Origin of the sequence: Pseudomonas sp. 6D_7.1_Bac1 (assembly GCF_025465945.1) — a bacterium.
Classification (GTDB): Bacteria; Pseudomonadota; Gammaproteobacteria; order Pseudomonadales; family Pseudomonadaceae; genus Aquipseudomonas.
Genome location: NZ_JANLNW010000023.1, coordinates 83,509 through 98,073 on the forward strand (window position 1 = coordinate 83,509; position 14,565 = coordinate 98,073).

Consider the following 14,565-nt stretch of genomic DNA (forward strand, 5'->3'; position numbering starts at 1 on the left):
GTTGTGACGGTCAAACAGTTGTTTGAAACATACGTTTACGCCGAAATCTTGTCAAGCGTCGATCCTTTGCCGTTCGTCATCACCCCCATGAATAGCGCGCGCACAAAGGCTCACAGCCGATGCGCGAGGCAACAAACCGTCCAGGAAAGATTAGTTGAACGAGAAGGACATGCCCGACAGAACGCCGCCCCAGGGGCGGCGTTCGGGCAAAAGGTTCAGCGAGGGATCAAGCGTAAGTATCGATCAACGTACCGAGCATCTGGTCGGAAGCCTTGGCGACTTTCGCGCCCAGCTCCACTTGAATCTTGCCTTGGGACATGTCGACCATATTACTGGCCAGGTCTGTTTGCTGGCTGCGATCAACCGAGCGCAGTCGGTCGACTTGGGCTACGGAGGACTGGCTGGTGGCCGAACGTTCGACAGTCGTGTTGGCGATCTGGCTAGCCGCCTGATCGACACGGTTCTGCCCGCTCTGAATAGTACTCAGACCGGCATAGAAAGCGCTGCTTCCCGAGATTTCCATGGGTCAACTCCATCCTGCAAAGGATAAACAGCGCTCATTGAACCAGAGACACCGGCAAAAGGCCCGACAAAAACACTAATGGCATAATGCCTTGTCATAGGCAAAATCTAGTCAAGCAAGTCCAGCTGAAGATACTCGGCCACCGCTTCTGCCGTGACCAGCTTGAGTTTCGGCACTCGCCCCAAGCACGGCGCAGGCAGACGCTCGGCCAACGTCGCCAGGTTCTCTTCCAATCGCGACGTCTTGGGCTCAATGATGTTGGCCACCCAGCCTGCCAGTTGCAAACCGTCCCGGGCAATCGCCTCGGCCGTCAGCAACGCGTGATTGATGCACCCCAGCCGTACGCCCACCACCAGAATCACCGGCAGGCCCAGCGCCATTGCCAGGTCCGAAAGATTGTCCTGATCGGCCAGCGGCACCCGCCAGCCACCCGCGCCTTCGATCAGGGTGAAATCGGCCTGCTTGTCCACTATGTGCCGCATCGGCGTCAGCAACGACTGAACCGTCAGCGCGACACCCGCCTCACGTGCAGCCAGATGCGGTGCGATGGCTGGTTCGAAAGCCACGGGGTTGACCTCGGCATAGGTCAGCGGCAACGAGCATTGCGCCAACAGCGCCAGCGCGTCGGCGTTGCGCAAACCTTTGGGCGTCACCTCGCAGCCAGATGCCACGGGCTTACCGGCCGCCGTGCTCAACCCCGCCGACCGCGCGGCGTGCAAAAGGCCGGCGGCGATGGTGGTTTTGCCGACGTCAGTATCGGTGCCGGTAATGAAATAGGCTGCGCTCATAGGGGTTTCTCCAACACGGCGTAGACCACTTGATAAGTCGCGGGCAGCCCTTGCACCTGACGAAACTGCTCATAGGCGTCGATCAGCCCCATGATCCGCGCCCGCCCTGTCAGCCCGCCCGGCCGACCAGGATTGAGATTATGCGCGCCCAAGGCCTTGAGTTCGTGAGTCAGGCTACGCACATCCGGATAATGCAGCACATGCGGGCGACTTTGCAGACTGATCACGTTCAAGCCACTGTCTGCACACAGCTGCTGATACGTGCTGAACTCGCGGAAACGGTTGACGTGCACTAGGCCATCGACCTGACGCCAGCTGTCACGCAATTCATACAACGTACCTACGCAGAGGCTGGCAAACGCCAACACACCGCCAGGTTTCAGAACCCGATAAGCCTCGCTCAGCACCGAACTGAAATCGGCGCACCATTGCACTGCAAGGCTGGAAAACACCAGGTCGCAACTCGCGCCCTGCAATGGCAAGCGCTCGGCATCGCCGGCAATGAAATATGTCGCACCGCCCAAGGGCCGTGCGTGATTAAGCATACCTTCAGCGATATCCAGCGCGAGCCCTTCGCTGACGTTGAATCGCTCACCCAGCACACGGCTGAAATACCCGGTGCCACAGCCCAGATCCAGCCAGCGAGCAGGCACTCGATCTGCCGGCAAACGCCCCAGCAACTCATTGCCGACCGCGCGTTGCAATTCGGCAACGCTGTCATAGCTGGCCGCTGCGCGGGAAAAGGATACTGCGACCTGACGCTTGTCGGGCAAGCCACCGGGCAGTTTGGGAAAGGACAAATCAGTCATCACCGGACTCATGCAAAAAGGCCTGAATGGCCCCCGCCACACCGTGGGGGTCTTCCAGAAGAAACGCGTGACTGGCCTGTTCAATCAGACCAATTTCGACATCAGGGAGTAACGCCAGCAACTCAGCGGCGGCTTCGGCCGGGACCAACCCGTCGAGCCCGGCGAACAGGTGCAACTGCGGACCTCGAAACGCCTGCAAGGCGTGTCGGTTGTCCAGTTGCGCGAGTACTTCCAAGCCGCTCATCAACAGCGCCTGCGGGGTATTCGGCGCACCCGCGAGCAACTGACGCGAGAGCCCGCGCGGGTCTTCGGCACCTTGGGCGCAGAGCAGGCTAAAGCGCTTGAGGGTCATGCGCGGGTCAGCGCTGCACCCGGCCAAAAACGCATCAAAGGTCTCGCCCGGCATGGCACTCGACCACTCGGCGTGAGCCACAAAAGAAGGGTTACTCGCCAGCGTTAGCAAGCCGCAGCAGCGATCGCCACGGCGAGCCGCCAGCTCTGAGGCGAGCATCCCGCCGAGCGACCAGCCGCCAAGCCAGGTATCTTTTGGCAGGGTTGAGTCCAGCTCGTCGAGCCACTCGTTGAGGTCGCTCGATTCCAGCTCCGGTAGCGGCTCGATTTCGACCCGCAGGTGTTCGTCCAGCCCCTGCAAAGCCGCCGCCAGTGGCTCCAGCGGCGAAATGCCGAGTCCCCATCCGGGCAACAGAATCAGACGATCACGCATGGTTCGGCTCCGCTCCCAACTGCTGAAAACAATCGGCCAGACCTTCTAACAATAGCTGCACCTGTGCCTCGCTGTGCGCCGCCGTCAGGGTCACGCGCAAACGCGCACTGCCAGCCGGTACGGTCGGTGGGCGGATGGCAGTCACCATCAGACCGCGTTCACGCAGCATCTGTGAAAAACGCACAGCGCGCCCGGCGTCGCCAATCATGATCGGCTGGATCGGCGTGACGCTGTCCATCAGCTCAAGGCCAATCTGCTCGGCGCCTTTTCGGAACTGGCGGATCAGTACGTTCAAATGCTCACGGCGCCACTGTTCGCTGCGCAGCAACTCAAGACTTTTCAGGGTCGCGCAGGCCAGGGCCGGAGGTTGGCTGGTGGTGTAGATGTACGGCCGGGCAAACTGGATCAGGCTTTCGATCAGGTCATCACTGCCAGCGACAAACGCTCCCGCGGTGCCGAATGCTTTGCCCAAGGTACCGACCAGTACCGGCACATCCTCCAGACTCAAACCGAAGTGCTCGACAATCCCGCCGCCATTGGCGCCCAGCGGACCGAAGCCGTGGGCATCATCAACCATCAGCCACGCGCCTTTGGCTTTCGCTTCGCGGGCCAGCGCTGGCAGGTCGGCAATATCGCCGTCCATGCTGAATACGCCATCGGTCACCACCAGTGTATTGCCGGTGGCCTTCTCCAGACGCTTGGCCAGGCTGACCGCGTCGTTGTGCAGATAGCGATTGAAGCGTGCCCCGGACAACAGACCCGCATCCAGCAACGACGCATGATTGAGCCGGTCCTCGAGCACCGTATCACCCTGCCCGACCAGCGCCGTGACCGCCCCGAGGTTGGCCATGTAACCGGTGGTAAACAGCAGCGCGCGCGGGCGCCCCGTGAGGTCGGCCAAGGCTTCTTCGAGCGCGTGATGTGGGCTGCTGTGACCGATCACCAGGTGCGAAGCGCCACCACCGACACCCCAACGGGCGGCACCGGCACGCCAGGCTTCGATCACTTGTGGGTGATTGGCCAGGCCCAGGTAGTCGTTGTTACAGAACGCCAGCAACGCCTGGCCGTCGACCACCACTTGCGGACCTTGTGGGGTCTCAAGCAATGGACGCTGGCGATAGAGGTTTTCGGCACGACGAGCAGCAAGGCGTGCGGCGAGATCGAAAGACATGCAGGCCTCGCGGGGTCAGAATTCAGAAGCGACGTCGCATTACCTTGTGGGAGCGAGCCTGCTCGCGATGAGGTCATAACATTCAACATTGATGCTGGCTGTTACATCGATATCGCGAGCAGGCTTGCTCCCACAGTGTTTTTGCATTCCTTCAGAAGGATCGGTGGAGACGTCAAACAGCGGCGTTATAGAACTGCTCGCTGCTTTTCTGTTCGACCAGCGCCTGCTCGATAGCCGCCTGATGCACTTCGTCGGCGTGTTCTTCGCGGGCTTCCGGCAGGATGCCCAGGCGCGAGAACAGCTGCATGTCCTTGTCAGCCTGTGGGTTGGCGGTGGTCAGCAGTTTGTCACCGTAGAAAATCGAGTTGGCACCGGCGAAGAACGCCAGGGCCTGCATCTGTTCGTTCATCGCTTCGCGGCCAGCGGACAGGCGCACGTGGGATTGCGGCATCAGGATACGGGCGACGGCGAGCATGCGGATGAAGTCGAACGGATCGATATCGTCGGCATTTTCCAGCGGCGTACCGGCGACTTTCACCAGCATGTTGATTGGCACCGACTCCGGGTGCTCCGGCAGGTTGGCCAGCTGGATCAGCAGGTTGGCGCGGTCGTCGAGGGATTCGCCCATGCCCAGAATGCCACCCGAACAGATCTTCATCCCCGATTCACGCACGTACGCCAGGGTTTGCAGACGCTCGCTGTAGGTACGGGTGGTGATGATGCTGCCGTAGAACTCCGGCGAGGTATCAAGGTTGTGGTTGTAGTAGTCGAGGCCGGCGTCCGCCAGTGCAACGGTCTGGTCCTGGTCAAGACGGCCGAGGGTCATGCAGGTTTCCAGGCCCATGGCCTTCACGCCTTTGACCATCTCCAGCACGTACGGCATGTCTTTGGCCGATGGATGCTTCCAGGCCGCGCCCATGCAGAAACGGGTCGAACCGATAGCCTTGGCGCGAGCAGCCTCTTCGAGGACCTTCTGCACTTCCATCAGCTTTTCTTTTTCCAGGCCGGTGTTGTAGTGACCGGACTGTGGACAATATTTGCAATCTTCCGGGCAAGCGCCGGTTTTGATCGACAGCAGGGTCGACACCTGGACGCGGTTGGCGTCGAAATGCGCACGGTGCACCGTCTGCGCCTGGAACAACAGGTCGTTGAATGGCTGAACGAAGAGTGCTTTGACTTCGGCCAAAGACCAGTCATGACGCTGGGTTGCAGTGGTGCTGGCGCTCATGGGCGTTTCCTTGTTTATGCTTGGCAAGCGGCTACGGAACGGAATATCCACAGACGCGACACGGATGTTCGGCATATTTAAGGAAGAGTTATGCGCTGTCAACCACGATACGTAGGACCGGTCTACATCTGGTTAAACAATAAACAACTCTGTTTGCTGTGCTCAGAGTCGGCCGATGGCTCCACGCCAATCTGTATGGCCTGTGAAGCCGAGTTGCCCTGGCTCGGCGATCATTGTCAGGTCTGCGCCCTGCCCTTGCCCGTGGCCGGCCTCACCTGCGGCCAGTGTTTGAAGGCGCCACCGGCCTTCGAGCAGGTCATCGCGCCCTGGACCTACAGCTTCCCGGTCGACAGTTTGATCACTCGTTTCAAGCACGCGGCAAAGTGGCCCTATGGCCGCCTGCTTGCCGAACTTCTTGCTCAATCCTTGCAACATCGCTTCGATGAAGGCCTCAAGCGCCCCGACGTATTGGTGCCGGTGCCCTTGGCCCGTAAACGACTGCGCGAGCGTGGTTATAACCAGGCCGCGATGCTCGCCCGCTGGCTCAGCGACGGCTTGAAGATCCGCTGCGATGAAAACCTGCTGCGACGAACCCAGGACACCACCGCGCAACAGAATCTGGACGCAAAGGCGCGCAAACAGAACCTGCTCAAAGCCTTCTCACTGACGCCCGGTGCACAGATCAAGGGTCGCCACCTGGCGCTGATCGACGATGTGCTGACCACCGGCGCCACCGCGCAAAGCCTGGCCCGCTTGCTGATCCTGGCGGGCGCGGCGCGGGTCGACGTTTATTGCCTGGCGCGCACACCAAAATCCGCGGAGCTGGCTTGACTCTCACGCGCCAAGCCGCCAACGTCAAAATCCATGACCACCAGCTCGCAGCCCCTCACCATGTCCTTGCCCACTTTGTTGTCCCAGCACATCGTCCGCCGCCCGCAGCGCATCGCTCTGCTGCAACACATCGCCGAACAAGGCTCAATCACTCGTGCCGCGAAAAGCGCCGGGCTGAGCTACAAAGCGGCGTGGGACGCCATCGACGAGTTGAACAACCTGGCGCAAAAACCGCTGGTGGAACGCAGTGTCGGTGGCAAGGGCGGCGGTGGCGCAAAGCTTTCCAGTGAAGGTGAACGGGTGCTGCGGCTCTATCAGCGTCTGCAAGTCTTGCAGGCACAGGTGCTGGAAGCCGCCGAGGATGCCAGTGACCTCGATTTGCTCGGGCGCCTGATGCTCAGGACCAGCGCGCGCAATCAGCTGCACGGCACGGTGGTGACCATAGATTCACAGGGGCGCAACGATCTGATCAGCCTGGAACTCGCCGCCGGGTTGACCATTCAGGCACAAATCACCCACGACAGCACGCGGCGACTGGAGCTGGAAACAGGCACTGAAGTGGTGGCGCTGATCAAGGCCGGCTGGCTCGATTTACTCGGTGCCGAGCAACCCGCAACACCCGGACACAATTGTTTGAAGGGCACCATCGAGGAGATTCTCGACGCCGAAGATGGCCCCAGTGAAGTGCGAATCGCCCTGCCCAACGGTCAGACGTTATGCGCCCTGGCCGAGCCGCTGCACCTCAGAACCCGCGGTTTGAGCGTCGAAAAAGCCGTTCAGGTGCAGTTCTCGCCCTCCAATGTTTTGCTCGGCACACCGCTCTGACTCAAGCCTGCGGCTACAAGTCTGTGCTCTCCCACCAATCAAAACTGCAACATTTGTGTCATAGAGGCTCCCTAAGGTGGCTGCAAAAACCTGCAGGGAGCCTGATGTGAGCCTATTGGAAGAAAACCAAACCACCGACCTCGAAAAAATCGTCGGCCTCAGTCGCCGTGGTTTCATCAGTGCCGGCGCCCTTTGCGGGGCAGCGATGTTCCTCGGTGGCAACCTGCTGAGCCGCAGCGTGCTGGCCGCCAGTGTCAGCGCTGCTTCGAGCAAATTGCTGGGCTTCGACAGCATTGCGGCCGCCACCAGCGACACCATCACCCTGCCGCCGGGTTACACCTCTTCGGTGCTGATCAGTTGGGGCCAGCCGCTGCACAAGGACGGCCCGGCCTTCGACCCGAGCGGCAATGGCAGCGCCCTGGCCCAGGAAGTCCAGTTCGGCGACAACAACGACGGCATGAGCCTGTTCGCTTTCCCCGATGATCAAGACCGCGCGCTGATGGCGATCAACAACGAATACACCAACTATCGCTACCTCTACCCCCACGGCGGCATGCCGCAGTCGGCCGAAGAAGTGCGCAAAGCGCTGGCCAGCGAAGGCGTGTCGGTGATCGAAGTGCAGCGCAAAAACGGCCAATGGCATTTCGTTCAGGGCTCGCGCTACAACCGCCGCATCCACGGCAATTCGCCACTGCTTTTGAGCGGCCCGGCCGCTGGCCACGAACGGATGAAAACCGCCGCCGACAAGGCCGGTCAGCAAGTACTCGGGACATTCCAGAACTGCGCCAACGGCAAGACACCGTGGGGCACTTATCTGACCTGCGAAGAGAACTTCACCGACTGCTTCGGCAGCAGCAATCCGGAGCAAAAATTCGACGCCGTGCAAAAACGCTACGGCGCATCGCTCGCCAGCAAAGAGATCAACTGGCATCAGCACGACCCGCGTTTTGACCTGGCGAAAAATCCCAATGAACTCAATCGCCATGGCTGGGTGGTGGAAATCGACCCGTTCGACCCGCAATCGACCCCGGTCAAACGCACGGCCCTGGGTCGTTTCAAACATGAAAACGCAGCCCTGGCCGAGACTCACGACGGTCGTGCGGTGGTGTACATGGGCGACGATGAGCGCGGTGAATTCATCTACAAATTCGTCAGCCGCGACACGATCAATCACACAACCCCCAAGGATAACCGTGACCTGCTGGACCACGGCACGTTGTACGTCGCACGGTTTGATGCCGGTGATAACAACCCCGACCGTCCAAAAGGCCAGGGCCAGTGGATTGAACTGACCCACGGCAAGAACGGTATCGATGCCAGCAGCGGTTTTGCCGATCAGGCCGAGGTGCTGATCCACGCACGTCTGGCCGCCAGCGTTGTCGGCGCCACACGCATGGACCGCCCGGAGTGGATCGTTGTCAGCCCACAAGACGGTCAGGTCTATTGCACCCTGACCAACAACGCCAAGCGCGGCGAAGACGGGCAACCGGTGGGTGGGCCGAATCCACGGGAGAAAAACGTCTACGGGCAGATTCTGCGCTGGCGGACCGATCATGACGACCACGCGTCGCTGACATTCGCCTGGGATCTGTTCGTGGTGGCGGGCAACCCGACCGTGCACCCCGGGACACCGAAAGCCGGTTCGTCGAACATCACGCCACACAACATGTTCAACAGCCCGGACGGTTTGGGTTTCGACGAGGCTGGCCGGCTCTGGATCCTCAGCGACGGGGACTACAGCAACGCCGCAGACTTCGCCGGCATGGGCAACAACCAGATGCTCTGCGCCGACCCTGCAACCGGTGAAATCCGCCGCTTCATGGTCGGTCCGGTGGGCTGCGAAGTAACCGGTATCAGCTTTTCGCCGGACCAGAAGACCTTGTTTGTCGGCATTCAGCATCCGGGTGAAAACGGTGGGTCGACCTTCCCCGAGCACTTGCCCAACGGTAAGCCGCGTTCCTCGGTGATGGCGATTACCCGGGAAGATGGCGGGATCGTCGGCGCCTGATAGGCCCTCATCGCGAGCGGGCTCGCTCCCACATGGGGTCTGTGAACCCATAACCCTGTGGGAGCGAGCTTGCTCGCGATGGCGTCAGCACAGTCACCACCTATCTGTGCCAGTCTGCGCTACCATGCTTGGCCGGACGCGGCAGCCTGCTGCGCGCAGGAGTCAGCATGTCTCACCCGTTTGAAACTCTTACCCCCGATCTGGTGCTCGATGCCGTAGAAAGCATCGGTTTTCTCAGCGACGCCCGCATTCTGGCGCTCAACAGCTATGAAAACCGTGTCTATCAGGTTGGCATCGAAGACAGCGAGCCGCTGATCGCCAAGTTCTACCGTCCGCAACGCTGGACCAACGCGGCGATCCTCGAAGAACACCGCTTCACCTTCGAACTCGCCGAGTGCGAGGTACCGGTGGTCGCGCCGATGATTCACAACGGTGAAAGCCTGCATGAACACGCCGGTTTCCGTTTCACCCTGTTCCCGCGCCGTGGCGGCCGTGCGCCAGAACCGGGGAATCTCGATCAGCTCTATCGTTTGGGTCAATTGCTTGGCCGCTTGCACGCGGTTGGCGCCACTCGTCCCTTCGATCACCGTGAAGCGCTGGGGGTCAAAAACTTCGGCCACGATTCGCTGACCACCCTGCTCGAAGGCAATTTCATACCGCGCAGTTTGCTGCCAGCCTACGAATCGGTCGCCCGCGACCTGCTCAAGCGCGTGGAAGAGGTCTACAAAGACACGCCGCACCAGAACATCCGCATGCACGGCGATTGCCATCCCGGCAACATGATGTGCCGTGACGAGATGTTCCATATCGTCGACCTCGACGACTGTCGCATGGGGCCGGCCGTGCAAGACCTGTGGATGATGCTCGCCGGCGATCGTCAGGAATGTCTCGGCCAGTTGTCCGAATTGATGGACGGCTACAGCGAGTTCCACGACTTCAACCCACGCGAACTGGCGCTGATCGAACCACTGCGCGCCTTGCGCCTGATGCACTACAGCGCCTGGCTGGCGCGGCGCTGGGATGACCCGGCGTTCCCCCACAGCTTTCCGTGGTTTGGCACCGAACGTTATTGGGGCGACCAGGTGCTGGCGCTGCGTGAACAACTGGCGGCGCTCAACGAAGAACCGTTGAAACTTTTTTGATTCACCACTATCCCCTTGTGGGAGCGAGCCTGCTCGCGATGGCGGCTGCGCATTCAGCACATCAGTTGCTGACAAACCGCTATCGCGAGCAGGCTCGCTCCCACAGGATTTAGTGTTCACAAATGCCCTACCAATTCAGGTACGACATCCGCTGACAAATCTCCTTACAATCACCGCTTTGTTAGCTGCCTAAGCAAGGATTCTGCATGCAAGCCGCCAACCTGCGTCGCGGGTACATATTGGGCCTGAGTGCCTACATCATCTGGGGACTGTTCCCGCTCTACTTCAAAGCCATCGCCGACGTGCCAGCAGTGGAAATCATCATCCACCGGGTCCTCTGGTCGGCGCTGTTCGGTGCCTTGCTGCTGACGGTCTGGAAGCACCCGGGCTGGTTCCGTGAACTGCGTGAAAACCCGCGACGGCTGGCAGTTCTCGCGCTGAGCGGCACACTGATCGCGGCCAACTGGCTGACCTACGTCTGGTCGGTGAACAACGGGCGCATGCTCGAAGCCAGCCTCGGTTACTACATCAACCCGCTGGTGAACGTGCTGCTGGGCATGCTGATCCTTGGCGAACGGCTGCGACGCTTGCAGTGGTTCGCTGTCGGACTGGCCACCGTGGGTGTCGCGCAGCAGGTCTGGCAAGTCGGCAGTCTGCCGTGGGTCTCGCTGGTACTGGCGCTGACCTTCGGTTTCTACGGATTGATCCGTAAACAGGCTCCGGTCAAAGCCCTGCCCGGGCTGGTGGTGGAAACCTGGATGCTGGTGCCGATCGCCATCGCCTGGTTGCTCTTCAACCCGACAGCCACCAGCGCACAAACAGCATTCTGGAGCACTTCCGAAGCCTGGTGGCTGGTCGCCGCCGGTCCGGTAACGCTGGTGCCGTTGGTCTGTTTCAACGCCGCTGCACGGCATCTGCCCTACACCACCCTCGGCTTCCTGCAATACCTGGCGCCGACGCTGGTGCTGCTGCAAGCCGTACTGCTGTTCGGTGAACACCTGTCGTCCAGCACGCTCGCGGCCTTCATGTTTATCTGGGCCGGTCTGGCGGTGTACAGCGTCGATGCCTGGATGAGTTTGCGCCGGCGCAGCTGATCAAAAAACGCACAAAGCCTTGCAGGCCACGGCCACCATGGCCTGCAAGCATCCTTCCCAAGGTTATCCACAGCGTGATCCCCGTGGTTTGTGCACAAGCCCTTGAAACTGCTGGTTTTTTGAACAACTCCTGAAGAGCCCCGGGCCCCGTGGGCTGGCGACGTGTCTCTACAGGTTATCCACAGGCGGGTGCACGTTTTACTTGGATAACCTGCCCCCGCCTTATGGCTCGCTACGCAGCACCAATTCCACCATCAAGTCATCGGCCAGGGTTTCCAGTCGCGACTGCAGCACGTCCAGAGAAAGGGTCAGCGGGACCGCGAGAATCGCTTCGGCGTGGAACAACGGCTCGCTGCTCATCGGCGCCGGCCGTACATCGGTCACCAAGCGTTCAAGGTTGACCCCCTGCTCACTCAGCAAACGAGTGATGTCACGCACAATCCCCGGCCGGTCGTTACCCACCAGCTCCATGGCAATCGGCTTCCAGGTACAGGATTGCTCGATACTGCTTTCGGCGATCAGCACCCGAATCCCTTGAGCGGACAAGGCCTGAAGTGCATCGACCAGTTCGTCATAGCCCTCGGCCGGCACGCCAACCCGAAGGATCCCGGCAAACTGCCCGGCCATCCGCGACATGCGGCTCTCCAGCCAGTTACCGCCATGCTCGGCGATGCATTGGGCAATGCGCTCGACCTGGCCGGGCTTGTCCGGGGCAAATACGGTGAGTACGAGGTGGTCCATGGCGCAGCCCTCTTGTCATGACTTTTGTTATAGAAAGGCAAGTATAGGCAAGGGACCCGATTCAGCGCGGCGCTGCTTTTGTGGCGTGGGAACCAGAGCCCCATAGCAGTGCATTGAAGATTATGTGTACAAGTTTTTAGATTTATCTGGAACAATCTAATAGTTTTTTGAGAACATCCCGTTCCCCGGCGTGACCGCAATGCGTCATGGGGTCGCAGAACGACGTAATTAGTCTAATTTTCACAACCGCAATTCATCATGTAGTATGCCGCAGCGCGCACTACATAACGTTGGATCGATGTCTGCCCAGGCGCCATCGCAACCCTCAAAGCCCCGTCAGCAAGGCTTCACGCCGTTGATTGGAACCACCCAGCCGCCCGCAATGGCATGTACTGGTAGAGGGGTTTGTGGTTTAAATGGCCAGAGGCTTCATTGTCAAATTGAAGAGCTGAAAAGCGAAATAGCTGAGCAGAGTGAGGCAAGCAATGACTGAACACGTTCAAGTCGGTGGCCTGCAGGTCGCCAAAGTCCTGTTCGACTTCGTGAACAACGAAGCCATTCCCGGTACCGGCCTCACCGCCGATAAGTTCTGGGCCGGTGCCGACAAGGTCATTCACGACCTGGCGCCGAAGAACAAAGCCCTACTCGCCAAACGCGACGACTTCCAGGCGCAAATCGATGCCTGGCACCAGTCCCGTGCAGGTCTTGTGCACGACGCTGCGGCCTATAAAGCCTTCCTGCAAGACATCGGTTATTTGCTGCCAGAAGCGGCCGATTTCCAGGCAACGACGCAAAACGTCGACGACGAAATCGCCCGTATGGCCGGCCCGCAACTGGTGGTGCCGGTGATGAACGCCCGCTTCGCCCTCAACGCCTCGAACGCCCGCTGGGGTTCGCTGTACGACGCGCTGTATGGCACCGATGCCATCAGTTCCGCCGGCGGTGCGGAAAAGGGCAAAGGCTACAACAAGGTTCGCGGCGACAAGGTCATCGCCTTCGCCCGCGCCTTCCTCGACGAAGCCGCGCCACTGGCTGCCGGCTCTCACGTCGACTCCACCGGCTACAAGATCGTTGAGCGCAAACTGGTGGTCGCCCTTAAAGGCGGAAGCAACACTGGCCTGCGTAACGACGCCCAACTGATCGGCTTCCACGGCGACGCGGCGGCGCCGACCGCGATCCTGCTGAAAAACAACGGCCTGCACTTCGAAATCCAGATCGACGCCAGCACCCCGGTCGGCCAGACCGACGCCGCCGGCGTCAAGGACGTACTGATGGAGGCCGCGCTGACCACCATCATGGACTGCGAAGACTCCGTGGCCGCCGTCGATGCCGATGACAAAGTGGTGATCTACCGCAACTGGCTCGGCCTGATGAAAGGCGATCTGTCGGAAGAAGTCGCCAAGGGTGGCAAGACCTTTACCCGCACCATGAACGCCGACCGCACCTACACCGCCCTCGACGGCAGCGAACTGAGCCTGCACGGCCGCTCGTTGTTGTTCGTGCGCAACGTTGGCCACTTGATGACCATCGACGCGATCCTCGACAAGAACGGCAACGAAGTACCGGAAGGTATCCTCGACGGTCTGGTCACCAACCTCGCGGCGCTGCACAGCCTCAATGGCAACACCACGCGCAAGAACAGCCGTACCGGTTCGGTCTACATCGTTAAACCGAAAATGCACGGCCCGGAAGAAGCGGCGTTCACCAACGAGCTGTTCGGTCGTATCGAAGACGTGCTGGAGTTGCCACGCAACACCCTCAAAGTCGGCATCATGGACGAAGAGCGGCGCACCACGATCAACCTCAAGGCCTGCATCAAGGCCGCCAGCGAGCGCGTGGTGTTCATCAACACCGGCTTCCTCGACCGTACCGGCGATGAAATTCACACCTCCATGGAAGCCGGCGCGATGGTGCGCAAGGCCGACATGAAGACTGAGAAGTGGATCGGCGCCTACGAAAACTGGAACGTCGACATCGGTTTGAGCACCGGCCTGCAGGGTCGCGCGCAAATCGGTAAAGGCATGTGGGCCATGCCCGACCTGATGGCCGCCATGCTTGAGCAGAAAATCGCTCACCCGCTGGCCGGCGCCAACACCGCTTGGGTGCCTTCGCCAACCGCCGCGGCGTTGCACGCGTTGCATTACCACAAGGTCGACGTGTTCGCCCGCCAGGCCGAACTGGCCAAGCGCGCGCGCGCGTCGGTGGACGATATCCTGACCATCCCGTTGGCCAGCAACCCCAACTGGACAGCGGAACAGGTCCAGAACGAACTGGACAACAACGCTCAGGGCATCCTCGGTTATGTGGTGCGCTGGATCGACCAGGGCGTGGGCTGTTCGAAAGTGCCGGACATCAACGATGTCGGCCTGATGGAAGACCGTGCGACGCTGCGTATCTCCAGCCAGCACATCGCCAACTGGCTGCGCCATGGCATCGTCAGCGAGGCCCAGGTGCTGGAAACCCTCAAGCGCATGGCGCCCGTGGTTGACCGCCAGAATGCCAACGACCCGCTGTACCGTCCGCTGGCACCGAACTTCGACAGCAACATCGCCTTCCAGGCAGCGGTCGAACTGGTGATCGAGGGCACCAAACAGCCGAATGGCTACACCGAGCCGGTCCTGCACCGTCGCCGTCGCGAGTTCAAGGCTGCCAATGGCCTGTGAATAAGCGTTAGCGTCGGA

13 protein-coding genes are annotated in these 14,565 nt (G+C 60.6%); 6 read left to right on the forward strand and 7 right to left on the reverse strand.

What is annotated here, in order from left to right:
• Positions 1-226: 226 nt before the first annotated feature.
• From NTD87_RS07230 to bioB, 6 genes are all read right to left on the reverse strand, one after another.
• A complete protein-coding gene (locus NTD87_RS07230; protein ID WP_262112899.1) occupies positions 227-523 on the reverse strand; it encodes a pyrroloquinoline quinone biosynthesis protein PqqE in 297 nt (98 codons plus the stop codon).
• 107 nt (positions 524-630) lie between these two features.
• Positions 631-1,311 (reverse strand): dethiobiotin synthase, encoded by a 681-nt coding sequence (gene bioD / locus NTD87_RS07235; protein WP_262112900.1) that lies wholly within the window; start codon positions 1,309-1,311, stop codon positions 631-633.
• Complete coding sequence (gene bioC, locus NTD87_RS07240) at positions 1,308-2,120, reverse strand: malonyl-ACP O-methyltransferase BioC (RefSeq protein WP_262112901.1); 813 nt, start codon at positions 2,118-2,120, stop codon at positions 1,308-1,310. Before bioC ends, bioD begins: the two co-directional genes overlap by 4 nt.
• Positions 2,113-2,844 carry an alpha/beta fold hydrolase gene (locus tag NTD87_RS07245; RefSeq protein ID WP_262112902.1) on the reverse strand — a complete coding sequence of 244 codons (732 nt, stop codon included), beginning with the start codon at positions 2,842-2,844 and terminating at the stop codon, positions 2,113-2,115. The genes bioC and NTD87_RS07245 overlap by 8 nt, the downstream gene beginning before the upstream one ends.
• Positions 2,837-4,015: an 8-amino-7-oxononanoate synthase gene (bioF, locus tag NTD87_RS07250; RefSeq protein ID WP_262112903.1), complete on the reverse strand. Its 1,179-nt coding sequence runs from the start codon at positions 4,013-4,015 to the stop codon at positions 2,837-2,839. Before bioF ends, NTD87_RS07245 begins: the two co-directional genes overlap by 8 nt.
• Positions 4,016-4,187: 172 nt before the next feature.
• The gene (gene bioB / locus NTD87_RS07255) at positions 4,188-5,243 is read right to left on the reverse strand and encodes a biotin synthase BioB (protein ID WP_262112904.1); all 1,056 of its coding nucleotides are present in this window, start codon (positions 5,241-5,243) and stop codon (positions 4,188-4,190) included.
• 90 nt (positions 5,244-5,333) lie between these two features.
• Here bioB and NTD87_RS07260 point away from each other — a divergent pair, with 90 nt between their 5' ends.
• The 5 genes from NTD87_RS07260 (at position 5,334) to rarD (ending at position 11,143) form a co-directional block, all read left to right on the forward strand.
• Entirely contained in the window at positions 5,334-6,074 is a 741-nt protein-coding gene (locus NTD87_RS07260; protein ID WP_262112906.1) for a ComF family protein, read from the forward strand.
• 60 nt (positions 6,075-6,134) lie between these two features.
• A complete protein-coding gene (locus tag NTD87_RS07265) occupies positions 6,135-6,899 on the forward strand; it encodes a TOBE domain-containing protein (RefSeq protein WP_262112908.1) in 765 nt (254 codons plus the stop codon).
• 106 nt (positions 6,900-7,005) lie between these two features.
• Positions 7,006-8,907, forward strand: a complete 1,902-nt coding sequence (locus NTD87_RS07270; protein ID WP_262112909.1) for a PhoX family protein — start codon at positions 7,006-7,008, stop codon at positions 8,905-8,907.
• A 167-nt stretch (positions 8,908-9,074) separates the two neighbouring features.
• Positions 9,075-10,049, forward strand: coding sequence for a serine/threonine protein kinase (locus tag NTD87_RS07275; protein WP_262112910.1), 975 nt, complete (start codon positions 9,075-9,077; stop codon positions 10,047-10,049).
• 206 nt (positions 10,050-10,255) lie between these two features.
• A complete protein-coding gene (gene rarD / locus NTD87_RS07280) occupies positions 10,256-11,143 on the forward strand; it encodes an EamA family transporter RarD (RefSeq protein ID WP_262112911.1) in 888 nt (295 codons plus the stop codon).
• Positions 11,144-11,365: 222 nt separating this feature from the next.
• On the opposite strand, the gene NTD87_RS07285 is transcribed toward rarD, so the two are convergent.
• Positions 11,366-11,884, reverse strand: coding sequence for a glycine cleavage system protein R (locus NTD87_RS07285; protein WP_019693970.1), 519 nt, complete (start codon positions 11,882-11,884; stop codon positions 11,366-11,368).
• A gap of 485 nt (positions 11,885-12,369) precedes the next feature.
• Between NTD87_RS07285 and NTD87_RS07290 the strand changes: the two genes are divergently transcribed.
• Entirely contained in the window at positions 12,370-14,547 is a 2,178-nt protein-coding gene (locus NTD87_RS07290) for a malate synthase G (protein WP_262112913.1), read from the forward strand.
• Positions 14,548-14,565: the final 18 nt, after the last annotated feature.